General features: G+C 67.5%; 19 protein-coding genes. 9 read left to right on the plus strand and 10 right to left on the minus strand.

Features of this window, described 5'->3' with window-relative positions; genetic code table 11:
- Positions 1-55: 55 nt before the first annotated feature.
- The 3 genes from Q368_RS0120170 to Q368_RS0120180 form a co-directional block, all read right to left on the minus strand.
- The gene (locus Q368_RS0120170) at positions 56-877 is read right to left on the minus strand and encodes a hypothetical protein (protein WP_029460847.1); all 822 of its coding nucleotides are present in this window, start codon (positions 875-877) and stop codon (positions 56-58) included.
- A 1-nt stretch (position 878) separates the two neighbouring features.
- A complete protein-coding gene (locus Q368_RS0120175; protein ID WP_029460848.1) occupies positions 879-2,582 on the minus strand; it encodes a tetratricopeptide repeat protein in 1,704 nt (567 codons plus the stop codon).
- Positions 2,583-2,643: 61 nt separating this feature from the next.
- Positions 2,644-3,705: a sigma-70 family RNA polymerase sigma factor gene (locus Q368_RS0120180; RefSeq protein ID WP_029460849.1), complete on the minus strand. Its 1,062-nt coding sequence runs from the start codon at positions 3,703-3,705 to the stop codon at positions 2,644-2,646.
- Positions 3,706-3,900: 195 nt separating this feature from the next.
- Here Q368_RS0120180 and Q368_RS0120185 point away from each other — a divergent pair, with 195 nt between their 5' ends.
- The 9 genes from Q368_RS0120185 to treY all read left to right on the plus strand — a co-directional run bounded on the left by Q368_RS0120185 (position 3,901) and on the right by treY (position 17,640).
- Positions 3,901-6,309, plus strand: coding sequence for a homocysteine S-methyltransferase family protein (locus Q368_RS0120185; protein ID WP_029460850.1), 2,409 nt, complete (start codon positions 3,901-3,903; stop codon positions 6,307-6,309).
- Between the two features lie 91 nt (positions 6,310-6,400).
- The gene (locus tag Q368_RS0120190; RefSeq protein ID WP_029460851.1) at positions 6,401-6,877 is read left to right on the plus strand and encodes a TlpA family protein disulfide reductase; all 477 of its coding nucleotides are present in this window, start codon (positions 6,401-6,403) and stop codon (positions 6,875-6,877) included.
- Positions 6,874-7,341, plus strand: a complete 468-nt coding sequence (locus Q368_RS0120195; RefSeq protein ID WP_029460852.1) for an N-acetyltransferase — start codon at positions 6,874-6,876, stop codon at positions 7,339-7,341. Before Q368_RS0120190 ends, Q368_RS0120195 begins: the two co-directional genes overlap by 4 nt.
- Positions 7,342-7,489: 148 nt before the next feature.
- Entirely contained in the window at positions 7,490-8,023 is a 534-nt protein-coding gene (gene hpt, locus Q368_RS0120200) for a hypoxanthine phosphoribosyltransferase (protein WP_029460853.1), read from the plus strand.
- 62 nt (positions 8,024-8,085) lie between these two features.
- Positions 8,086-9,135 (plus strand): DUF3426 domain-containing protein, encoded by a 1,050-nt coding sequence (locus Q368_RS0120205; protein ID WP_029460854.1) that lies wholly within the window; start codon positions 8,086-8,088, stop codon positions 9,133-9,135.
- Between the two features lies 1 nt (position 9,136).
- Positions 9,137-10,483 (plus strand): DNA repair protein RadA, encoded by a 1,347-nt coding sequence (radA, locus tag Q368_RS0120210; RefSeq protein WP_029460855.1) that lies wholly within the window; start codon positions 9,137-9,139, stop codon positions 10,481-10,483.
- A gap of 67 nt (positions 10,484-10,550) precedes the next feature.
- Positions 10,551-12,410 carry a malto-oligosyltrehalose trehalohydrolase gene (gene treZ, locus Q368_RS0120215; RefSeq protein ID WP_029460856.1) on the plus strand — a complete coding sequence of 620 codons (1,860 nt, stop codon included), beginning with the start codon at positions 10,551-10,553 and terminating at the stop codon, positions 12,408-12,410.
- Entirely contained in the window at positions 12,407-14,836 is a 2,430-nt protein-coding gene (locus Q368_RS0120220) for a DUF3536 domain-containing protein (RefSeq protein WP_029460857.1), read from the plus strand. The genes treZ and Q368_RS0120220 overlap by 4 nt, the downstream gene beginning before the upstream one ends.
- On the plus strand, positions 14,833-17,640 hold the full coding sequence (gene treY / locus Q368_RS0120225) for a malto-oligosyltrehalose synthase (protein WP_029460858.1): 2,808 nt from the start codon (positions 14,833-14,835) through the stop codon (positions 17,638-17,640). Before Q368_RS0120220 ends, treY begins: the two co-directional genes overlap by 4 nt.
- Here the strand turns inward: treY and Q368_RS0120230 are convergent.
- From Q368_RS0120230 to Q368_RS0120260, 7 genes are all read right to left on the minus strand, one after another.
- A complete protein-coding gene (locus Q368_RS0120230) occupies positions 17,612-18,361 on the minus strand; it encodes an MBL fold metallo-hydrolase (RefSeq protein ID WP_052360312.1) in 750 nt (249 codons plus the stop codon). The genes treY and Q368_RS0120230 overlap by 29 nt on opposite strands.
- Positions 18,362-18,533: 172 nt before the next feature.
- A complete protein-coding gene (cysS, locus tag Q368_RS0120235; RefSeq protein ID WP_029460860.1) occupies positions 18,534-19,991 on the minus strand; it encodes a cysteine--tRNA ligase in 1,458 nt (485 codons plus the stop codon).
- 156 nt (positions 19,992-20,147) lie between these two features.
- Positions 20,148-20,357: a TOBE domain-containing protein gene (locus Q368_RS0120240; protein ID WP_029460861.1), complete on the minus strand. Its 210-nt coding sequence runs from the start codon at positions 20,355-20,357 to the stop codon at positions 20,148-20,150.
- A 542-nt stretch (positions 20,358-20,899) separates the two neighbouring features.
- Positions 20,900-21,703, minus strand: a complete 804-nt coding sequence (locus Q368_RS0120245) for a family 1 encapsulin nanocompartment shell protein (RefSeq protein WP_029460862.1) — start codon at positions 21,701-21,703, stop codon at positions 20,900-20,902.
- Positions 21,704-21,718: 15 nt separating this feature from the next.
- The gene (locus Q368_RS0120250; RefSeq protein ID WP_029460863.1) at positions 21,719-22,099 is read right to left on the minus strand and encodes an encapsulin-associated ferritin-like protein; all 381 of its coding nucleotides are present in this window, start codon (positions 22,097-22,099) and stop codon (positions 21,719-21,721) included.
- Between the two features lie 121 nt (positions 22,100-22,220).
- On the minus strand, positions 22,221-22,853 hold the full coding sequence (locus tag Q368_RS0120255; protein ID WP_029460864.1) for a hypothetical protein: 633 nt from the start codon (positions 22,851-22,853) through the stop codon (positions 22,221-22,223).
- A 9-nt stretch (positions 22,854-22,862) separates the two neighbouring features.
- Complete coding sequence (locus Q368_RS0120260; protein WP_281174651.1) at positions 22,863-23,726, minus strand: TPM domain-containing protein; 864 nt, start codon at positions 23,724-23,726, stop codon at positions 22,863-22,865.
- Positions 23,727-23,917 lie beyond the last annotated feature (191 nt).

Here is a 23,917-nt window from a genome sequence, read left to right on the forward strand (position 1 = left end):
AACGGGGCCTCCGGGTTTGGCGATGCACGAATGCCCGGCCGCGCGGGCGACGGGGCTACAATTCCGGCAGGGACGGCTCGTCCCCGCTCCCGTCCAGGGCGTGTTCCGCGGCGGTGGGAGGGACGGGCAGCTCCAGGTCGGCGACCGGGTAGGGCGACGGGCGCGGCTGCAGGGCCTTCACGCGCACGACAAGCGTCGCGCCGCCGGGCGTGGTCAGCGTGATCCTGCGGGCCACGGGCGCGGCAAATCCCGGCGCGGCTTCGTCGTCGGCGAAGTCGATGCGCCAGGGCTCTATGCCAACTCCAACCAGATGGCGCGGATTCCCGGCGAAGTCAAGGGTGAGCGACGACAGCCGGGAATTGCCGGAAAACGCGTACTCGTAGCCGTCGGCCGTTTTTTTCGCCGCGGCGTAATGCGCCGGTGCGAGGGCGGAAAAGCGCCCCGCGACCAGGGCCGCCATTTCGCCCAGGGTAAAGGGCAGGGGCATGCCGAGCTTGGCCGCGCCCTGGCGGGTGTCGCCGTGGCGGTAGACGGCGTTTCTATCCGGCACGAAAGCGAAAAAGCCGTGGTTGTCCTCGAACAGCAGGGCGTAGGACCCGCCCACGGGCGTGGTCAGGTCCAGGCGCGTCGCGCCGCCGGCGTTGCCGTAGAGGCGGTAGTTGAGCCTGCCCGAGCGGTTGCCCCGGGAAAAGCTCATGGAGCCGGCCAGGGAATAGGCCGGGGCCGTGTCCTTGCCCTCGCGGGCGGTAAAGGCGGCGAAGACGGCCTTGGCTTCGCCGCCGGCCGTCGGCCCGGGCTGCTTGGCGGCGCAGCCGGCAATCCCGGCGACGAGGGCGAACAAGGCGAGGGTGCGCAACAGCGCGGCAAAGGGGCGCATGCTACAGGGCTCCGAGTTTTTTCTTCACGTCGCCGGGGTTTTCCGGGCCGAGTTCCAGGGCGGTGCGGTAGGCCTTGCGGGCCGTGTCCTTGCGCCCGGCGGCGGCGGCGATGTCGCCGTAATGCTCCCAGATGACGGCGTCCTTGATCTGATGGCCCATGGCCCGGTCCATGGCGGCCAGGGCTTCCTGGTAACGCTCGAGCTTGTACAGGGTCCAGGCCAGGGAATCCAGGAAGAAGGGGTTGTCCGGCTCCTTGGCCAGGGCCGTGCGGATCATGTCCAGGGCCTTGTCCAGGTCGCGGCCTTCCTCGGCCATGGAGTAGCCGAGGTAGTTGAGGGCGTCGGGGTTGGTCGGGTCCTTGGCCACGATCTTTTCCATCACCACCCTGGCCTCGTCCCGGCGTTTGAGCTTTTCCAGGGCCACGCCGTAGCGGTAGAGCAGGTCCGTGTCGTCGGGCGCGTCGGCCACGGCCTTTCCCAGCAGGGCCGCGGCCGCGGCGGTGTCGCCGCGCCGGTCGAGCAGGGCCGCTTCCAGGGCCAGGAATTCCTTGTTGTCGGGATAGCGCTTCCTGGCCTCGGCCACCAGGGACTGCGCCTGGTCCTGGTCGCCGATTTCCGAGGCGATCTGGATGCGCACGCCGAGCGCCTTGTCGTAGTTGGGATTGTCGGGCGTCACCTGCGCCAGGATGGCCAGGGCCTCCTTGGGTTTTTTCTCGCCCTCGTAGGCGATGACCGCCTGGTAGAAGGGCAGGTCCGGGCTGCCGGGGATGGCCGCGGCGAGCTTGGCGAGCACTTGGCGCGCCTGCTTGGGATGGCCCGCCTCGAGCAGCGCGGAAATGGCGTCGAGCATGCGCGACTTGTCCGCGGGTTCTTCGTCCAGGGATTTGAGGGCCTGGGCGGTCTTTTTCTGTTTGATGAGCACCCGCACGAGCCGCGCGCGCACTTCGGAGGCCTCTTCGCCCTGGGCCAGCATGCGGCGGTAGCAATCCTCGGCTCCGGCCAGGTCGCCTTTCTCCTCGAGCAGCGCGGCCAGGTCCGACCAGGCGGACATGAGCGCGCTGTCCGCGGCCACGGCCCGGCGCAGCAGCGCGATGGCCGCGTCGGTTTTCTTGAGCCCCGCCGTGGCCTTGGCCATGAGGTACAGGGTCGTGGCGTCGCGGTCGGCTTCCGGGATGCGCGAAAGTGTCGCCAGGGCTTCCTTGTGCTGGCCGGCGTCCCCCTCAAGCGAGGCCAGTTCGCGCAACGCGGCGGCGTCGCCGGGATGCGTGGCCACGAATTGCGTCAGCACGGCCATGGCCTGCTCGGGCATGCGGCGCATCTGGTAGGCGCTGGCGAGGTAGAACGTGAGCTGGCGCGAGTTCGGAAAAAGCCGCGCCGCGTCCTCCAGGGTCTTGGTGGCCGTTTCCCGCTCGTTCAGGCCCCATTGCAGGTTGGCCAGCTCCACGGCCACCTCGGGCGAGGGGTGGACGCGCGCGAGGGCGGCGAGGGTTTTCGCCGCCTCCTCCTTGTTCCCCTGGCGCAGGTAGTCCTGGTAGACCAGGAACTGGTAGGCGCTTTCGGCCTCGGGGCTCAAGGATTTTCCGGCGTAGGCCAGCCGCGCCGACCGGCTGGAGGCGCAGGAGTTGGAGAGCAGGCAGGGCAAAAGCGCCAGGACGAGCAGAAAAGGCAGGTGCGAGGACTTGGCGCGCGTGGTCGGTTCAGGCATGGCCGGCATCCGATGCGGCGCGCGGCGCGGGCCGGTTCCGGTCCCGCCGCGCTTGTGGCCGCTATTCTTCCTTGTGAATCCAATCCGAGGAAAAATCCTCGATGCGTCTGGACAGATGGTCCTTGAGCTTTTCGAGCAGCCGCGCCTCGATCTGGCGCACGCGCTCGCGGGTGATGCCGTATTTCGCCCCGATCTCCCGCAGCGTCACCGGCGAATCGGACAGGATGCGGCTGTCGAGCAGGTCGAGTTCCTTTTCGTTGAGCTTGGGCCGGATGCTCTGGATGTGCTTTTCGAGCTGGAGCGAGATCTCGTCCCCGGCCAGGATCTCCTCGATGCCCGGGGTGAGCGCGGGCAGGAAATCGAGGCGGGTGGACGAGGAGTCGTCGCCGAGCGTCACGTCCAGGGACACGTCGTTGCCGCTTAAGCGCTGGTCCATCTCCACGATGTCGGACTCGGTGACGTTGAGCGCCTCGGAGAGCTGGGAGGCGCTGGGGTCGAAGCCCAGGGACTGGAGGCGGTGGCGCTCTTTGTTGAGGTTGTAGAAGAGTTTGCGCTGGGCCTGCGTGGTCCCGATCTTGACCATGCGCCAGTTGTCCATGATGTATTTGAGGATGTAGGCCTTGATCCAGTAGGCGGCGTAATAGGAGAACTTGATGCCCTTGTCGGGGTCGAACTTGGTCACGGCGCGCATGAGACCCACATTGCCTTCCTGGATGAGGTCAAGCACGTTTTGCATCCAGCGGCGCTGAAAGTCCATGGCGATTTTGACCACCAGGCGCAGGTGGGAAGAAATGAGCCGGAAGGCGGCTTTCTGGTCCCCGGCGTCGCGCACGCGCCGGGCGAGTTCCTGCTCTTCCTCGGGGGCGAGCATGGGGAATTTGGAGATTTCGCGCAGGTAGAGCTGCAACGGGTCGCGCGTGGTCAGCGATCCGCCCGAGCTCGCTCGCGGGGCCGGCAGGCGGAAATCGTCCACGGGCGCCACGTCTATGGCGTCATCGCCGTCGTCAGCGATCTCGGCGACCTCGTCGGGTTCGTCGGGCTCGACGGCGTCGAATTCCTCGGGATCTTGTTGTTCCAGTTCCGCGTCGTTTTGGGAAAGGTCTTGATCGTCTCGCTGTTCCATCGGATATTGACCGGGTTATGAGGCGTGGTCTGGCCGTTTGGGAGGTTTTGGCGAATCGGAGCCGCCTCCCGGAAGCGCCGTCTCGCACGTCTATCTTTCCGTGTAAAGTTTTGGTTTGTCCTTTTCAACGATTTTCAGTAGACGAGCCGCGTTTCGGCAAACGGCCGGGCAACCGGCAACCAGAAAGGAGCGGGCGTGGGCGATTTCAGAAAAGCGCTTGGCGATTCGGGCATCCTCGTCTTCGACGGGGCCATGGGCACCTTGCTCCAAGGGCGGGGCTTGGCCGCCGGGCAATCCCCGGAACTCTTCGGCCTGGAGCGTCCCGACGCCATCGTGGCCACACACCGGGAATACATCGAGGCCGGCTCGCGCGTCGTCACCGCCAACACCTTCGGCGGCTCGCGCTACAAGCTCCCCGCCGGCACGGACGTCACGGCGCTTAACCGCGAGATGGCGAAACTCGCCCGCCGCGCCGCCGGGGACGCGGCCTTCGTCGCCGGCTCCGTCGGTCCCACGGGCCAGTTCGTCGCACCGCTCGGCAAGGTGACGCTCGCCGAACTCGTGGACGCCTTCGCCGAGCAGATCACGGGCCTGGCCGAAGGCGGCTGCGACCTGATCGTGGGCGAGACCCATTTCGATCTGGCCGAGGCCAAGGCCCTCGTGCTCGCCGCCCGCCGGGTCTGCACGCTGCCCGTGGCCGTGTGCATGACCTTCGAGGGCGCGGCCAGCCTCACCGGCTCATCGCCGGAAGTCTTCGCCGACGCCATGGAGAATCTCGGCGTCGATCTCGTCGGCGTCAACTGCGGCGCGGGCCCCGACGACATGCGCCTGGTCGGCGAGGTGTTCTCGCGCCGCCTGAGGACGCCGTTTTTCGTCAAGCCCAATGCCGGCATGCCGCGCCTGGAAGGCGGGCGTACCGTTTTCCCCATGGGGCCGGAGGAATTCGCGGAAAAGACCGCGCGCTTCGCCGACCTCGGCGCCAAGGCCCTTTCCGGCTGCTGTGGCACCACCCCGGCGCACATCGCCGCGCTTGCGCGGGCGCTTTCCGGTCGCTCGTGGACGCGCGGCGAAGCCCCGGACCATCCGGTTCTGGCCGTGGCCTCCCGGGCCACGACCGTGACGCTTGGCGGCAAAAGTCCCTGCGTGGTCATCGGCGAGCGCATCAACCCCACGGGCAAGGCCGAGCTGGCCGCCGAGCTCGCGGCCGGGGAGTTCACGCGCGCCCTGGCCTTTGCCGAGGAGCAGGTCGCGGCCGGCGCGGGCATCCTCGACGTCAACGTGGGCGCGCCCATGGTGGACGAGGTCGCCGTGCTGCCGGGGCTCGCCATGGAACTCACCAAGCGCCAGCGCGTGCCGCTGTGCCTCGATTCCAACAACGCCGAGGCCCTGACCGCCGCGCTGTGGGCCTCGCCCGCGACACCGCTCGTCAACTCCATCAGCGGCGAACCCGGCCGCATGGAGCTGCTCGGCCCCATCTGCCGCGACCACGGCGCGCCGTTCATTCTCCTGCCGCTCAAGGGACGCAAGCTGCCGGTCACGGCCGCCGAGCGCCTCGGCATCATCGAGGAGCTGCTGCTGCAGGCCGATTCCCTGGGCATCCCGCGCCGGCTCATTCTCGTCGACGCCCTGGCGCTCACGGTTTCGTCCAAGTCCGAGGCCGCGCTGGCCTGTCTGGAGGTCATCCGTCACTGCCGCGACGCCTGGGGCCTGCCCACGGTGCTCGGGCTCTCCAACATCTCCTTCGGCCTGCCCGCGCGCGAGCTGGTCAACGCCGCCTTTTTCGCCATGTGCCTGGGCGCGGGACTGGCCGGGGCCATCGCCAACCCCAATGTTTCGCGGCTGATGGAAACGTCCGGGGCCTGCGAGGTGCTGCTCAACCGCGATCCGCAGGCCGGCCGCTTCATCGGCCGCTACGCCGGCTGGAAGGCGTCCGCGCCGACGGCGGCGACCGCCGCCGCAACCACGGCGAGGGAGGAGGGCAGCCCGCTGCGCCAGGCCGTGGTCCACGGCCGCAAGGCCGAACTGGCCGAGCTCATCGAAGCCGCCCTTGCCGAGGGACGCGCTCCCGCCGCCATCCTGGGCGAGGAGCTGATTCCGGGCATCATGGACGTGGGCGAGCGCTATGAGCGCAAGGAATTCTTCCTGCCCCAGCTGCTTGTCGCCGCCGAGGCCATGCGCTCCGGTTTCGAGCGCCTGGAACCGCTTTTGGCCGAAACCTCCGGCGCGGAAAAAGCCCGCATCGTCATGGCCACGGTCGAGGGCGACATCCACGACATCGGCAAGAACATCGTCTGTCTGATGCTCAAAAACCACGGTTTCGAGGTCATCGACCTGGGCAAGGACGTGCCCGCGGCGCGCATCGTCGAGGAAGCGGCCACGTGCGACGCCGACGTCATCGGCCTGTCGGCGCTGATGACCACGACCATGGTGCGCATGGAGGACACGGTGCGCCTCGTGCGCGAGCGCGGCCTGCGCGCCAAGGTCATGGTGGGCGGGGCCGTGGTCACCGAGGCCTTCGCCAAGTCCATCGGCGCGGACGCCCATGCCGCGGACGCCGTGGACGCCGTGCGCCAGGCCAAGACCCTTATCGGCTGCATCGCCTAAAAAACGCTGGCAAGCGCCGGCCGCTTTGGATTAAACCGGCCCTGACGGCCGGTCGTCCGGCCGCTTGCAATGAAGCGCGGAGGTTTGTTCGTTGCGCAAACGTCTTTTCGCAGTCCTGCTGCTGGTCCTGGCCCTTGCGCCGGCCAGCCGCGCGGCGGCCCAGGATGCGGGCCCCATCCACGGCCAGGCCGTGCTCGACACCGTCGTTGCGGCCCAGGGCAAGGTGGTGGTGGTGGATTTCTTCGCTTCCTGGTGCCGGCCGTGCCTCATGGAAATTCCGGACTTCATCGAGGCCCGCAAGCATTACCCGGCCGACAAGGTCGTCTTCATCGGCATCTCCCTGGACCAGGACCCGGGGGAATACGCGCGGTTCGTCAAGCAGACGCCGTTCAATTTCCCGGTGCATCTGGCCGATCCCGACGTGATGGCCGCCTTCGGCGTCAAGATGATCCCGAAGACCCTCATCTACGACGTCACGGGGCAGCAGGCCGTCAACCATTCCGGCTACATGCCCGGCGAACAACTCCGGCAGGCCATCGACGGCCTGTTGCAGGCGCCGCCGCAATGAGCGGCCTTTTCATCCGCAAGGCGCGCATCCAGGACGTCAAGCATATCCACGCGCTGCTCATGCACTGCGCGAACAAGGAATTCCTGCTGCCGCGCTCGTTCAACCAGCTCTACAGCCACCTGCGGGATTTCTTCGTCCTGGCCGAGCACGATACGCCGGGCATCCTCGGTTGCTGCGCCCTGTCCATCACCTGGGACGACATCGCCGAGATCCGCTCCCTGGCCGTGGACGAGCGCATCCAGAAGCAGGGCTGGGGCGGCAAGCTGGTCGAGGCCTGCCTGTCCGACGCCGTGACGCTCGGCATCTTCAAGGTCTTCACCCTGACCTACCGGCCGCATTTCTTCGAACGCCTGGGTTTCGCCCCGGTGGAAAAGGAGAAGCTGCCCCAGAAAGTCTGGGCCGATTGCATCCATTGCCCCAAGTTTCCGGAGTGCGACGAAAACGCGCTGTTGATGGAAATGTAGGGTGGCGATCGCTTAAAAAGTGATGCACTTTTTGAGCGGAAAAATAATAATTCGATACGGCGTTCCCGAAAGGCGCAGAAAACGGGTTTCGGGAACGCGGTGAAATGGCGGCCGGCGACGGCCGCCGCAATCCGGATTGCGGGGAGACATGGCGGAAACGTTGCGCGAAGTGTTCGGGGAGGCGGCCGTGGCCGCCCGCGTGGCCGAGCTGGGCCGCGAGATATCGGCCCATTACGCCGCCGTCGGGGCCGCCGACGGTGACGTGGTCATGGTCGGCGTGCTCAAGGGCGCGCTGCCGTTCATGGCCGACCTGCTGCGCGCCCTCGATTTCTGCCCGACGCTCGATTTCGTGCGCGTGGCCAGCTACGGCGCGGGCACCTCGCCCGGCGCGCTCAAGTTCCTCATGGACCTCGAAACCGACATCGCCGGCCGCCACGTCCTCGTGGTCGAGGACATCGTGGACACCGGCCGCTCCCTGGCCTATCTCCTTGGCATGCTTCAGGAGCGTTCACCGGCCAGCCTCAAGGTTTGTTCGCTGCTCGACAAGGCCTACCGCCGCGTGGTCGACGTGGCCGTGGACTTCGTGGGGTTCGAAGCGCCGCCCGTTTTCCTGGTCGGCTACGGCATGGATGTGGGGGAGCGGCTGCGGCGTCTGCGCGGCGTGTACGAACTGGTGCAATAGAAAGTGGCCCCGAATTTGCATGATGGTTGCGAAAAAATGCAACCCACAGTGGGAAAAGCGCCATGATTGTTGCCTGCCCGAATTGCCATTCCAAGTTCAGCCTGCCTGACGACAAGATCGGAGCCTCCGGGGCCAAGCTGCGTTGCGGCAAATGCCGCCACGTGTTCCACGTCGATCCGCCGGCCGCCCCCGAGATTCCGGACGCCGGGGGGCTTGCGGACTTCGATTTCCCCGACGACCTCGCGCCCACGCCTCCGGGTCGCCAGGAGCGGCCCGCCGCGCCGCCTGCCGCCGAAACGGCCAAGGCCGCCATGCCCGACGACGACGTGCCGCCGGACCTGTTCCACTCGGAAACCTACGAAGGCAAGGACGACGACGGCGACGCAGTGGACAACGGGCCGGTCAAACCCGGGTTCAGCCTCGACGACGTGGCCAACATAACCCTGCCCGGCAGTTCGGTGTCAAAAGAACGACGCAAGCGCGTCGCCGTCATCATGGGCGCGGTGCTGCTCATCCTCGCGGCCACCGTCGCCGCCGTGTATTTCCTGAACCTCTGGCCCGGCAAGAAGGCGGCCAAGGACGCCGCGCAGCCGCCGGCGGCCACGGCCCCGGCCACGCCGGGACAGCCAGCGGCGGAAAAGGCCGCCCCGGATAAGCCGGCCGCGGAAAAGCCCGCGCCTGCCGCCGACGCCGCGAAAAAGCCCGGGGAGACGGCCAAGGTCAAGGACATCATGTTGCAAAACGTCCGCCAGTACTACGTTTCCAACGAAAAGGCGGGGCAGCTGTTCGTGATCGAGGGCAAGGCCGTCAACAACTTCAAGACGCCCAAGGAAATGATCAAGATCGAGGCCACGCTCTTCGACGAAAAGGGCGGCTCGCTCGCCAGCCAGGAGGAACTCGCCGGCAACACGGTGTCGCTTTTCCAGCTCCAGGTCATGACCCGCGACGAACTGAAAAACGCCCTGACCTCCCAGGTCGGCGTGCTCACCAACAACACCAATATCGCCCCGGGCGGCGAGACGCCGTTCATGGTCGTGTTTTTCGATCCGCCCGAAGCCGTCAAGGAGTTCGGGGTCAAGGTGGTGGACGCCAAGGACCCGCCCCGGCAGTAGCATGGCGGGCAAGCCCAAGCGGATTTTCACCTGCTCGCAGTGCGGCGGCGTCGCGCCGACGTGGCACGGACAGTGCCCCCGCTGCGGGGCCTGGAACACCCTGGTCGAGGGCATGGCCCGGCCCAGGGCCGGCGGCGCGGCCGGGCTTGCCGCCCCGGCCGGCGCGCCCATCCCCCTGGGCGAGCATCCCGACGAGGATTTCCGCCCCTTTCCCACGGGCCTCCCCGGCCTCGACCGCGTACTCGGCGGCGGGCTCACCCCGGGCGGCGCGGTGCTGCTCGGCGGCGAACCGGGCATCGGCAAATCCACGATCCTGCTCCAGCTGGCCGGCATGGCCGCGGCCGCCGGCCGCCGCGTGGTCTATGTTTCGGGCGAGGAATCCCTGGCCCAGCTCAAGGCCCGGGCCGAGCGCCTGGGCGTGCTCCACGAAGGCCTGCTCGCCGCCGCGAGTACCGACGCCGGCGCGGCCGTGGACGTTCTCGGCGCAACTCCCGCCCCGGACCTCGTCATCGTCGATTCCGTGCAGACCATGCACGTCGCCGGCGTCGAGGGCGCGGCCGGGTCCGTGTCCCAGGTGCGCTCGGTCGCGGCCTCGTGCGTGGAAGCGGCCAAGCGCGGCCAGGCCTGCCTCGTCCTCGTCGGCCACGTGACCAAGGACGGCCAGATCGCCGGCCCCAAGCTGCTCGAGCACATGGTCGACACCGTGCTCTATCTCGAAGGCGAGCGCCGGCATCTCTTTCGCATCCTGCGCGTGCTGAAAAACCGCTACGGCCCGACGGACGAGCTGCTCGTCATGGAAATGCGCGAGCAGGGCCTGTCCGAGGTGCCCGATCCCTCGACGTTTTTTCTGGGCGACCGCGATCCGGCCGTGTCCGGTTCGGCCGTGGTCATGGCCGTGGAGGGGCGGCGGCCTTTTGCCGTGGAGGTGCAGGCCCTTGCGGCCAAATCCTTCCTCTCCGTGCCGCGCCGGGCGGCGCTCGGGCTCGACGTCGGCCGGCTGCACCTGCTTTTGGCGGTTTTGGAAAAGCGCCTGCGCCTCAATCTCGGCCAGGCCGACATCTACGCCAAGATCGGCGGCGGGCTCAAAATCCAGGACCCCGGCCTCGACCTCGGCATCGCCGCTTCTGTCCTGTCCTCGTTCTACGACCGTCCCCTGCCCGCCGGCGCGGTTTTCTGGGGCGAGGTGGACCTCTCCGGCCGCATCCGCCCCGTTTCCGGCCACGAGGTACGCCTCAAGCAGGCCGAACGCCTGGGCTACGGGCCGGTGCTCGGCCCCGACGCCGGCCGCCTCGGCCCCAGGCTGGGCGACCTCGGCGAACTGGCGCGCCTGCTTTTCTCCAAAGCGTAACCACGCCGGTTCGCCGCTGCCGAATCGCGGTTTGACCCTGGCCGGGCTTTGGTGCATACAAAAAGGTATGCAACGAATGCTCTCCGGGTCGTTGCCGGTCGGCCCGCAAAAAACCGGCCCCGCCACCTGGCGCTTCACCGTCTGGGCGCCCAAATGCAAACGCCTTGCTCTGCTTCTCGACGCCACAGGCGTCACAGTGCCCATGGAACCGCTGCCGGGCGGCTATTACACGGCGGAAGTCCCGGGCCTGGCGGACGGGGCGCGCTACTGGTTCGTGCTGGACGGCGGGACGCGCCGCGCCGATCCGGCCTCGCGCCACCAGCCGGACGACGTCCACGGCCCTGCGGCCCTGGTCGATACCGACGCCTTCGCCTGGACCGACGCCGCGTTTGTGCCGCCTGCCCCGGACCGGCGCGTCTACTACGAAATCCACGTCGGCACGTTCACGCCGCAGGGCACGTTCGACGCCGTCATCGACCGGCTGCCGCATCTGCGCGCGCTCGGCGTCACCTGCCTCGAGCTCATGCCCGTGGCCCAGTTCCCGGGCGGGCGCAACTGGGGCTACGACGGCGTCTTTCCCTTTGCCGCAAGCGAAGCCTACGGCGGCCCGGCCGGACTGGCGCGTCTCGTCGACGCCTGCCACGGCGCAGGGCTGGCCGTGGTCCTCGACGTGGTCTACAACCACCTCGGCCCCGAAGGAAACTACCTGCGCGATTTCGGGCCGTACTTCACCGACCGCTACCGCACGCCCTGGGGCGAGGCCGTCAACTACGACGGTCCGGGCAGCGCGGGCGTGCGGGAGTTTTTTATCCAAAACGCCTTGTATTGGTTGCGCGATTTCCACATCGACGGCCTGCGCCTGGACGCGACCCACGCCATCTTCGACCAGGGGCCGGTCCATGTCCTGGCCGAGTTGGCCGGCCGCGTGGCCGACTGGCGCGCGCGCGCCGGGCGGCAGGCGTTTCTCGTGGCCGAAACGCACGTGAACGACCCGGCGGTCATCACCGACGCGGCCGTCGGCGGCATGGGCCTCGACGGCGTGTGGAACGACGATTTCCACCACGCCGCGCACGCGCTGTTGACGGGCGAGCGGCGGGGCTATTACGCGGACTACGGTTCCCGCGACGACCTGCTCCTGGCCATGGCCGACGGCTTTGCCTACGCCGACCGCCCAAGCCCATTTTTCGGCCACGTGCGCGGCCACTCGGTCGCGCATCTGCCGGCCGACCGCTGCGTCAACTGCATCCAGAACCACGACCAGGTCGGCAACCGCGCCAGGGGCGAGCGCCTCGTCTCGCTCATCGGCCCGGCCGCCGCTCGCGTGGCCGCCGCGCTGCTCCTTCTTTCCCCGGGCTCGCCGCTTCTTTTCATGGGCGAGGAGTGGGGCGAGACGCAGCCGTTTCTCTATTTTATCAGCCACCTCGATGCCGGGCTGGTGGACGCCGTGCGGCGGGGGCGCAAGAAGGAATTCGCAAGCTTTCGCTGGCGCGGCGCGGTGCCCGACCCCTTCGACGTGGCCACCTTCGCCGCCAGCCGGCCGGACTGGGCCAGGCCCGCCGCGCCCGGCCATGCGGCCATGCTCGCCTGGTACACGGCGCTCCTTGCCCTTCGCGCCGGGAGCCCGGCCCTTTGCGAGACGCGGCGGGAGCGCGCCAACGTATGGCCCCTGGACGGATTTGGAGCCCTGGCCATGGAGCGCCGGGGCGCGGACGGGCGTTTCCTGCTCCTTTGCAACTGCGGCAAGCGGGCGACGCGCGTCAGCGTCGGCGCGTCCGCTCCGAACCGCGACTACACGCGCCTGTGCGACAGCGACGAGGCGCGCTTCGGCGGCGCGGGCGCGCGCCTGCCGGGACGCCTCGCCGCGACCATCACCCTGCCGCCCCTTTGCGCCGTGGTGTACAAATGCGAGGAGGGCTTTGGCGCATGAACCGCTATGTCTGCATCCACGGCCATTTCTACCAGCCGCCCCGGGAGAACCCCTGGCTCGAGGAGGTCGAGGTCCAGGATTCGGCCCACCCCTACCACGACTGGAACGAGCGCATCACCGCCGAATGCTACGGCCCCAATTCCGGCTCGCGCATCCTGGACGGCGACGGCTTCATTGTCGATATCGTCAACAACTACTCCAAGATCAGCTTCAATTTCGGTCCCACGCTGCTGTCCTGGCTGGACAGGCACCACCCGAGGCTCCACCAGGCCATCGTGGACGCGGACCGGCTTTCCATGGAGCACTTCGACGGCCACGGCTCGGCCCTGGCCCAGGCCTACAGCCACATGATCATGCCGCTGGCCAACCGGCGCGACAAGATCACCCAGGTCAAATGGGGCGTGGCGGATTTCCGCGCCCGCTTCGGCCGCGACCCCGAAGGCATGTGGCTGCCCGAAACCGCCGTGGACCTGGAAACCCTCGCCATCCTGGCCGACGCCGGCCTCCGCTTCACGATCCTGGCCCCGCGCCAGGCCGCGCGCGTGCGCCGCCTGGACGAAAGCGGCGGCGACTGGTGGGACGTGTCCGACGCCCACGTGGACCCCACCGCGCCCTACCTCGTGCGCCTGCCGGACGGGCGCGATTTCACGGTTTTTTTCTACGATGGCCCCATCTCCCAGGACATGGCCTTCGGCGACATGCTGGAAAGCGGCGAGACCATCCGCGACCGGCTCATGGCCGCGTTCAGCGACGACCGCGACTGGCCGCAGATCGTAAGCGTCGCCACGGACGGCGAAACCTACGGCCATCACCACTCCTACGGCGAGATGGCGCTCACCTACTGTCTGTCGCTGCTTGAGGCCGACCCTTCCGTGGAGCTGATCAACTACGCCGCCTACCTCGACCGTCACCCGCCCCGGCACGAGGCGGAAATCTTCGAGGACTCGTCCTGGAGCTGCATCCACGGCGTGGAGCGCTGGCGCGCGGACTGCGGCTGCAATTCCGGCATGCACCGGGATTGGGGCCAGGGCTGGCGCGCCCCCCTGCGCGAGGCCATGGACTGGCTGCGCGACGCCTGCGCGGCGATCCTCGACAAGGAGGGGCGGCGCTGCTTCACTGATCCGTGGCAGGCGCGCGACGCCTACGTCGCGGTGGTCGGAAACCGCGAAGAGGCGAGCCTGGACGCCTTTTTCGCGGCCCACGCGAAAAAGGGCCTGACCCCGGGCGGGCGCATCGAGGCGCTCAAGTTCATGGAGCTTTCGCGCCACGCCATGCTCATGTTCACGAGTTGCGGTTGGTTTTTCGACGAGGTCTCGGGCATCGAGACCGTACAGATCCTCCAGTACGCCGCGCGCGCCATCCAGCTTGCCGGGGAGCTCGGCGGCGGAGACCTCGAAGGGCCTTTTGCCGCGATCCTGGAAAAGGCCCCGAGCAACGTCCTTTCCTCGGGCAGGGAAGCCTACGAGCGCCACGCCAAGCCCGCGGCCGTGGACATCATGCGCGTGGGCGCGCATTTCGCCATCTCCTCGCTGTTCGAGGCCTACGACGAGCACTACGCCTACGGCTGCTACCGCGTGAGCGGGCGCGACGAGAAGCGCGAAACCGCCGGCCGCGCGCGTCTGCTCACCGGCCGGGCCGTCATCGAATCCGTGATCACCGGCGAACGCCTGGACGCCACCTTCGCCGTGCTCCACGTCGGCGGCCACAACCTGACCTGCGGCCTGCGGCGCTACCGCGACGCCGCGAGTCTCGCCGCCATGGAAGCCGACCTGCGCCGGGTCTTCGAGCGCGGCGACCTCGCCGAAACCATCCGCGCCCTGGACGCCCATTTCGAGACCCACACCTTTTCCCTCCGCGACCTGTTTCGCGACGTGCAGCGCAAGGTGGTGGCCGAGGTCCTCGCCCCGGAATTCGACGCCGCCGAAGCCATGTACCGTCGCATCTTCGAGGACGACTACCCCATCCTCAATTTTCTCCACTGGATCTCCATGCCCGTGCCGCGCCACTTTCTGGACGCCGCCGCCTTTGTCGTGGAAACGGACATCCGGCGGCAGCTCGCCGGCGAAGTCATCGACCTCGAACGCCTGGACGGGAGCATCGAGGACGCCAAGCGCTTCGGCCTTTCCCTGGACTACGAGCGCCTCGGCATGGAAGGGGCGCGCTGGGTCAACCGCTTTGTGGAGGCCTTCGGCGAGGACTTCGAGAACATCGCGCTGCTGACCAACGTCAAGGAGGCCCTGGACAGGCTGCGCACCCTGCCCATGGGGCTCAACCTGTTCAAGGCGCAAAACGTGGCTTTCGAACTGTCCCGCAGCCGCTATCCCGGCAAGCGGGACGAGGCTGCCGCCGGGGACGAAGAGGCCGGGCGTTGGGTGGCGCTTTTCTCCGTGGTGGCCGAAGCGCTCAAGGTGAGGTTGCCGCAATGAACGCGCCCGTCGCCACCTACCGCATCCAGTTCACGAAGGAGTTCGATTTCGTCCGCTGCCAGGGCATCCTCGACTATCTCGCCGCGCTCGGCGTCTCCCACATCTACGCCTCGCCGATCTTTCGCGCCCGGCCCGGATCGACCCACGGCTACGACGTGTGCGACCACAGGGAGATCAACCCGGAGCTCGGCGGCGAAGCGGAGTTCCGCGCCCTGGTCGCGGCGGCCGCGAAGCGCGGCATCGGCTGGATCCAGGACATCGTGCCCAACCACATGGCCGTCTCGGGCGAAAACCGCATGCTCGTGGACGTGCTCGAAAACGGCCCGTCCTCGCGCTACTACCAGTCCTTCGACATCGACTGGGACCATCCCTACGAGAGCATCAAGGGCCGCATGCTGGCCCCGTTTCTGGGCAACTTCTACGGCAGGGTCCTGGAGGCCGGGGAGATCGCCATCGGCTTCGACGCCGACGGCTTTTTCGTGCGCTACTACGACCTGCGCTTTCCCCTGCGCATCGATTCCTACGTGCGCCTGCTCACGCTCGGGATGGGCAAACTGCGCGCGAAAATCGGCCGCGACTCCCCGGACTACATCAAGCTCCTGGGCGTGCTCTACACCATCAAGTCCCTGCCCGCCGAGGATTCCAAGGACGAACGCTACGACCAGATCTTTTTCGTCAAACAAATGCTCTTCGAACTCTACGAGAAAAGCGCGCCCGTGCGCGCCCACATCGTCGCCAACCTCGCCCAGGCCAACGGCACGGCGGAGGAGGGCGAGGATCGCCGGGCGCTTCTGGAAAGCCTGCTGGCCGAACAGTATTTCCGGCTCTCCTACTGGAAGGTGGCCGGGGAGGAGATCAACTACCGCCGCTTTTTCTCCATCAACGACCTCATTTCGCTGCGCGTGGAGGATGAGGCGGTCTTTCGCCAGTCACACGGCAAGCTGTTCGAACTGGTCCGGGAAGGGCTTTTCTCGGGGTTGCGCGTGGACCACATCGACGGGCTCTACGACCCGGCGCGCTATCTGCGGCGGCTGCGCGAGGCCGTCGGCGACGCCTACCTCGTGGTGGAAAAGATCTGCGTGGCCGGTGAGCCCTTGCCGGCGTTCTGGCCCGTGGCCGGTTCCACGGGCTACGATTTCATGAACGCCGTATGCGGCCTGTACGTGGACACGACCCAGGAAAAGGCCTTCGACCGCATCTATGCCGGCTTCACCGGCCGCCGCCAGCTGCCCGAGGACGTGGTGGTCTGGAAGAAGCGCCGCATCATCGAAACCCACATGTACGGCGACGTGGAAAACCTGGCGCGACTGATAAACGCCGTCTCCAGCCTCGACCGCCAGGGCTTCGACATCACCCTGCGCTCGACCAAGCGGGCGCTGACCGAAGTGCTGGCCCATTTCCCGGTCTACCGGACCTACATTTCCCCGGACGCCATCCGGCCGGCGGACATCGACTACGTGCGCACGGCCATCCGCCGCGCCAAGCGTCACAACGCCGACCTCGCCTACGAGCTCGATTTCCTGGAGCGTTTCCTTCTGCTGCAATACGACGCGAACCTGAGCGACGAGCAGAAAGCGCAGTGGACGCGGTTCGCCATGCGCTTCCAGCAGGTCAGCGGCCCGCTGATGGCCAAGGGCGTGGAGGATACGGCGTTCTATGTGCTCAACCGTTTGCTGTGCCTCAACGAAGTGGGCGGCGAGCCGGGGGGCTTCGGCCAGACGCCCCGGGCCTTCCACGAGGCCATGGCCGCGCGGGCCAGACAGTGGCCCCGCGCCATGAGCGCCACGGCCACCCACGACGCCAAGCGCGGCGAGGATGCGCGCCTGCGCCTGGCCGCGCTGTCGGAGATGCCCGACGCCTGGAGGCTCGCGCTGGGGAAATTCTACCGCATCAATCTGCGCCGCAAGACGCAACTCGGCGATCGGGCCGCGCCGGACAAGAACGACGAATACATGCTCTACCAGACGCTGCTCGGCCATTATCCCGACCGGCCCGAGGACCTGCCCGGCTTCGGCGAACGGCTTGCGGCCTATCTCGTCAAGGCCGTGCGCGAGGGCAAGGAACATTCCACGTGGCTGAGCCCGGATCTGGAGTACGAAAAGGCCCTGACGGAATTCGCGGCCAAGCTTACGCGCGACGTGCCCAAAAACGCCTTCATGGACATCTTTCTGCCCCTTTGCCGGCGGCTCACCTGGGTCGGCTACTCCTATGGCCTGGCGCAGGTCGTGCTCAAGGCGGCTTGTCCCGGCATCCCGGACATCTACCAGGGCGTGGAGTGCTGGGACCTGTCCTTCGTCGATCCGGACAACCGCCGGCCCGTGGATTTCATGGTTCGGAAAAAGACGCTCGGGGAGCTGAACGCGGCGTATTCCGCCGACCCGGTCGCGCTGTGCCACAGGCTGCTCGCCTCGCCCGGGGACGGTTGCATCAAGCTCTTCACGCTCTGGCGGGCGCTTGCGGCGCGGGGCGCGGACCCCGAGCTCTTTACCGTCGGGACCTATGCGCCGGCCGCGTTCGCCGGGAGCCTTGCCGGGAACGTGTTCGGTTTCTGGCGCGCCTTCGAGGGCAGGACGGCCCTTGCGGTCGTGCCCTGGCGCATCGCCAACCTCGGCGCGGCGCAGGGCGCGTTCGTGCTCGGCGAAGCCTGGGAGGGCACGCGCGTCACGGACATTCCGGCAGGATGGGGGCCTCTCACCGACGTCATGACCGGGCGGACGTTTTCCGGGGAGGGCCTCGCGCTGCGGGACCTCTTGCGCGATTTCCCCGTGGCGCTGCTTACGGGCGGGACCGCGGGCGGGATGTGAGGCCGGCGGAGAGTTCCAGCACGTCTCCCGGCCTGGCGTAGGCGAACACGGTTGTGCCGGGGCGGCGCAGGCGGTCGGCGAAACGCTCGATGTAGTGCGTCTTGCCGTTTACGTGCATGGGCACGAACACGGCGGGCGCGAGCTTTTCCACAAAGTCCGGCGCGCCGGCGAGGCTTTGCAGGCGCGGGTCCATGTTGGAAAAGGCCACGTCGAGCGGGCGCGCGGCAAGGGCCTTGAGCAGCCGCCGCCAGGACATGCCCACGGCGCGCCGGGCGGCCGGGGACTGCCCGGGCCAGTCCCAAAGCGCCATGTCCCCGCCGAAATAAACCGACAGTCCTTCCAGTTCGATGCGGTAGGAAAGGCCCATGTCGTTGCTTTCCAGGGCATGGACCGTCAGGCCGGCCACGTCTTGCGCGTCGTCTGGCTCCATGACGCGCGTCTCCGGCGGCAGGCGGTCGCCGTAGAGGTCGGCCACGTCGTCGGAAACCACGAAGCGGCGCGTGGCCGCATCCTGCGTTGCGGCGACGATGTCCGGGTCGCAATGGTCGTCGTGGCTGTGGGAGACGAATACAGTCAGGTCCGCGCCGGCGATGTGCGCGGCGGCTGCTTGCGCGGCTTGCGGCGGCAGGTAGGCCGGGGCAGGGTAGTCGAAAAGGAGCGTCTTGCCGCCCGCGCGCAGGAGAAAGCAGTCGTGGTGGATATAGACGATGCTGGCGGACATGAAAAAGCCTTGAAACAGAATCCTTATCCCTCGTCGCACTAACGGCGCGGAACCTCCCGCGAGTCCGGACCTCTCCCCCCTTTCGGGGTGGTCCAGGAGGGGCCCTCGGCCCCTCCTGGCCGCCGGAGGCATTCTTTTTCTCTTCTCTTTCGCCTTTCTCTTCCTTCTCCCCCTACGCCACGTCCCAGCGGGGCCCGGCGGGGGTGTCCATGACGGTGACGCCGAGGCCGGCCAGTTCGTCGCGGATGGCGTCGGAGCGGGCGAAATCCTTGTTCTTGCGGGCGTCCTGGCGCTCGGCCACCAGCGCTTCCACGCGCGCGGCGTCGATGCCCAGGCGTGTCGCGCGGCTGGCCTTGAGCGCTTCGAGGAAGACCTCGCTTGCGCTGCCGAACACGCCCAGTTCGTCGCCCCAGTCGGCCAGGTCGGCCTGGATGCGGCGCAGAATGTCGGCCGTCTCGCGGCTTTTGGCGAGCGTCTTGTCTTCCATGAGCCGGCCGGCCAGGCGCACCGCGCCGAACACGTGGCCCAGGGCCTGGGCGGTGTTGAGGTCGTCGTCCATGGCCGCGGCGAAGCCTTCCTCGAGCTTGGCCAGTTCCTGGGCGACGTCGGGCGGGAGCTTCGTTTCCGACCATTTGGCGCGGGTGAGGGCCTGGTCCATCTGCGCCATGGCGGCGTAGATGCGCCTGAGGCCTTTTTCCGCCTCGTCGAGGGCCTGGTCGGAGTAGTCGAGCGGGCTCCTGTAGTGGGAGGAGACCAGGAAAAAGCGCAGCACTTCGGGCAGGTAGCGCTTGTAGATGTCGCGGATGGTGACGAAGTTGCCGAGCGACTTGGACATCTTCTCGGTGTTGATGCGCACGAAGCCGTTGTGGACCCAGTAGCGGCAGAATTCGCCGCCGATGGCCGCCTCGCTCTGGGCGATCTCGTTTTCGTGGTGGGGGAAGATGAGGTCCTGGCCGCCGCCGTGGATGTCGATGGGCATGCCGAGGAGCTTTTCGCTCATGGCCGAGCATTCCAGGTGCCAGCCGGGCCGGCCGGGACCGAAGGGGCTGTCCCAGACGGGCTCGCCGGGCTTGGAGGCCTTCCACAGGGCGAAGTCGAGGGGGTCTTCCTTTTCCTCGCCCGGGGCGACCCGGGCGCCGGAGCGCATGTCCTCGATATCGCGGCCCGAGAGCTTGCCGTAGCCGGGAAACGAGCGCACGCGGAAATAGACGTCGCCGGAGGCCGTGCGGTAGGCGTGGCCGTTTCCGATCAGGCGTTGGGCCAGGCGCGCCATCTCGTCGATGTACTGCGTGGCGCGGGGCTCGGCGTCGGCGCGCAGGATGCCGAGCTTGTCCATGTCCTCGTAAAAGGCCTCGATGTAGCGCTCGGCGATGACGTCGGACGTGACGCCCTCGGCATTGGCCTTCTTGATGATCTTGTCGTCGACGTCGGTGAAGTTGCGCACGAAGGTCACGTCGAGGCCTTTCTTGCGCAGGTGGCGCACGAGCACGTCGAAGACCACGGACGAACGGGCATGCCCGATGTGGCAGAGGTCATAGGCGGTGATGCCGCACACGTACATGGCCACCTTGCCCGGATTGTGGGGAGCGAAGGCTTCCTTGGACCGGGTCATGGTGTTGAAAAGCTGCATGCCAAGCCTCCCTGGAAAAGTCCCCACCCTTTGCAAAGGGGAGGCGTAAAGTCAAGCGACGGGCGCACGGGGGCGCTTGCCCGGCCGCCCCCAACGACGAAGGCCGGCGGTTTCCGAGGAAACCGCCGGCCTTGCGCATGCGCTTCCGGGGAAGCGCTAGTCGGTGACGACCATGACGCTGGAAGCCTTGACCATGGCCTTGACCTTGGCGCCGGCCTTGAGGCCCATGGCCTCGGCGGATTCCTTGGTGATGACGGAGACGATCTCGACGCCGGGGGCGGCTTCGATGACGACTTCGGCGTTGACCATACCGATGTTGACCTTCTTGACGGTGCCGGGGATCAGGTTACGGGCGCTGACTTTCATGGCTGCGTCTCCTTTCGGGTTATACGTTGGAGGGATGCGACAGGTTTTTGCCGTTGTTGTTCGTGTTGGAAAAGAGATAGGGCATTTTTAAGTCACACGCAAATTATTTTTTTCGTGTGAATTATGTTTTTTATAACATTTAATTTTTACAGAATGTTATCAATTTTGAATCACGAATACAAAAAAAGAGTGACACTTTGGGTAAAAACGACACGATTGCTTTTTCACCATACCGCCATGCTGCCCGAAACTCCTTTCCAGTCCTGCCTTTTTCGGTGACAGCTCGGCTGTCCATGGGGAACGACGGCAACACCATGCACAGCAGCGCGGGAGCGGGGCGGCGCGAGCAGGGCGTGTCGGACGGCAGGGACCTGCATCTCCGGCAGGCGGTTTCCCGAAGCCGCGGGCGCGAAGGTCGGTGAAGGAAGCCGCGCCCGGCATCGGGACCGGGACGCGGGAGGGCGTCACGGTTGCGGCGGCCGCCATGCCTCCTGCCGCTGTGGCAAGGGGGATGTCGGCCGCCGTCGGCCTCTGGGCCGCGCCTAGCCCTTCCAGTCCAGGCGCACGACCACGGTCGGGTCGAGCACCTGGAAGGTGAAGGATTCCAGGAAGAAAAGCGCCACTTTCTCGGTGTCGTGGGAGGCGTAGCCGATGGCGATGTCGCCGCCGAGGGTCATCTCCAGGTCGCCGCCGCGCGTGGACAGGAGGTAGGCCTCCTCCACGAAGGGGCTGACGATCACCTCGCCGCCGAGCATGGTTTCCAGGTACTGCGACAGCGGGTAGCCGCGCACGTGCCCGGACAGGGCGACCCAGGTCTCGGGGCCGACCACCAGGGCGTAAGGGCCTTCCACCGAGGTTTTGCGCAGGGCTGTCAGGCCCATGGACACCTTCTCGGCGATGTCCTCGGGGTCTTTGGTCAGGGGCATGCGCGTCTGGCTGGACACTTCCGACAGGCCCTTGATGCCGGCCGGGGCGAAGCCGTGGTAGATGGCCTCCTCCTCGAACCGCGCGAGCCTTTCGGCGGCTGCGTCCAGGGCGGCGAGGTCGATGTCCTTGCCGCCGCGGGCCGCGTTGTCGATCTCGGCGATGTCCAGTGTGAACGGCACCTTGACCTCGACCAGGGGTTTGACCTGGTGCAGGCCGTAGGTGATGCCGGAGACGGACTGCGTCTTGGCGTATTCGATGCGCCCCAGCGGCACGGCGGCGTATTCCCAGCCGAGCGGCCCGGCCACGTCCACGACCCGGCGGGCCGAGAGCATGCTGGTCAGCGTCTGGCGGGCGCGGCTGTCCACGGCCTGCCAGGCGGCGGCGGTGATGGGCGCGAGGTCGCGTTTCAGGATGTCCATGACGTCTCCTCCTGTTTAGCGGTTGCCCTTGAGGCTGCCGATGCCGAGCGAGCTGCCGGAAGCCGGGGCCTTGCCCGGGGCGGCCTCGCCGCCTTCGCCGCCCGTGGCCGCGTCTTCCAGGGCCGTGATGTCGCCCGCGGTGAAAAGATAGGTGCGCATGGTCTCGTCCCAGACGGGCATGTTGCGGCGCAGCCACTCCAGGCCCATGACGGCATGCTCGATTTCCTCGTCGCGGTTGTGGGCCATGATGGCCTTGATCTGCGGATCGCTGGCCGCGACCACGCGCTGGTGGTACCAGTTGATGGCCTCGAGCTCTTCCTTGATGCTGTTGAGCGCCCGGACGAAGTCGCGGTCCTGGGGCGAGAGTTCTGCAACCGGCTCGTGATATTGATCCATGGGGCATGCTCCTTACGCGTCCCCCGTGCCGGAGGACGAACGATTGGAGGCACTATGCCACAGGCCGGACGAAATGCAATGCCGGGCCGGTGAAAAACGGGCAACGCCTTGCGCCGGATGGCTAGAAGAGAATCAGATCCTTGATCTCATTGACGTCGTCTTCGCGCGGGGGGAAGGCGGCCGCAAGGGACTGCGCCAGGCCCGCCACGGCCGCCGCTATGGCTTCGGCCGGCCGTCCCCCGCGGATGCCGGCGGAAAGGGCCGCGGCCGCGGCGTCCAGTTCCCGGGCGTCGAACTTTCCGGCGAGCCCCGTGTCCGGGAGCAGGAAGACCAGGCGCTCGAAGACCGAAACGTAGACGAGCAGGGCGTTGCGCTCCCGGGTCCGCGTCAGGCCCTGGCTGAAAAACGCGGCCTGGGCCGCTTGCAGGGTTTCATGGCTGGCGCGGGCCGGCGAAACGAAGGGACGCAGGAGCGCCGGCAGGCGTTTGGCCGCCTGGAAGGCGAGCAGGGCGAATACGCCGAAAAAAGCAAGGAACACCCACATGTTGCGCGTGCCGCAGGCCAAGCAGGCCAGGACCGCGCAGACAAGACCCACGGTTAGGGCGCAGGCGAGCTGCGCCTTGGGGTAGCTGTCGCTGGCCCCGACGATCATGGGCACGATCTCGGCCGAGGTTTTCGCCTCGGCCGCGCGTACGGCATCGCGGATGGCGTTGCGGTCGGCCTCGGTCATAAACTGCGTCACAAGTCTTCGCATCGTCGCCTCCTACCAGCTTCCCGAGGACCCGCCGCCGCCGAAGGAGCCGCCGCCGCCGGAAAAACCGCCGCCGCCCGATGACCCGCCGCCGCCGCCGACATAAAACCCGCCGCCGCCGCCCCGGCCCGAACTGAAAAGCCATGGCCCGACGAGCCCGAGCACCACCCCGGCCACGCAGAGAAGCCCCAGAAAGCCGAGCCCCAGACCGAAAAGCGCGCCCGCCCCGGGCAGTACCAAGCCGAAGATTCCGGCCCGCGCCAGCGCCGGCAGCCGCGACAGGAAGGCCGTGAGCAACATCGCCAGGATGAAAAGTCCGAACACGGCGTTGTCGTCATGGCCGGAGCCCTTGGCGTTATGTTCCGGCCCGCCCTTGTATTCGCCGCGCACGGCTTCCATGATCGCGGACACGCCGCTTTCGATGCCGGCGTCGAAATGCCCGGTCTTGAACGCCGGGACAATGGCGTAGTCGATGATGCGCCCGGACAAGGCGTCCGTCAGCCGCCCCTCCAGCCCGTAGCCCACCTCGATGCGCACCTTGCGGTCGCCCTTGGAGACGAGCAGCAGCACGCCGTTGTCCTTGCCTTTCTGGCCGATGCCCCAGGCCTGAGCCACCTTGATCGAATACTCCTCCAGGGACTCGCCCTCGAGCGAGGGGATGGTCAGCACCACCACCTGCGTGGAATCCGACCGCTCGAAATCGGCCAGCTTGGCATCGATGTCGCGCACGGCGTCCGGCGAAAGCATGTGCGCCGTATCCACCACCCGCCCAGTCAGGCGCGGCACACCGAGGGCGGCGGCGGATGTGGTGGAGAGGAGAGAGGAAAAGAGCAGGAGGAAGAAGAGGAAGATGCCTCCGGCGGCCAGGAGGGGCACTGCCCCTCCTGGACCTCCCGAACGGGGGGAGGTGGGCGGGTCGGGGCGGACGGATGGGAGCAGGGGCATGGGGCCTCCGTGAAAATCGACAGGGGAAAAACAAGGGCCGGCGATGATGCGACCGGCGGCATGCTTTCCCCTTACCCCCCTTCGAGGGGGTCCGGGGGGGCATCATGCCCCCCCGGCCGCCG

It is taken from the genome of Solidesulfovibrio alcoholivorans DSM 5433 (assembly GCF_000702665.1).
Classification (GTDB): domain Bacteria; phylum Desulfobacterota; class Desulfovibrionia; order Desulfovibrionales; family Desulfovibrionaceae; genus Solidesulfovibrio; species Solidesulfovibrio alcoholivorans.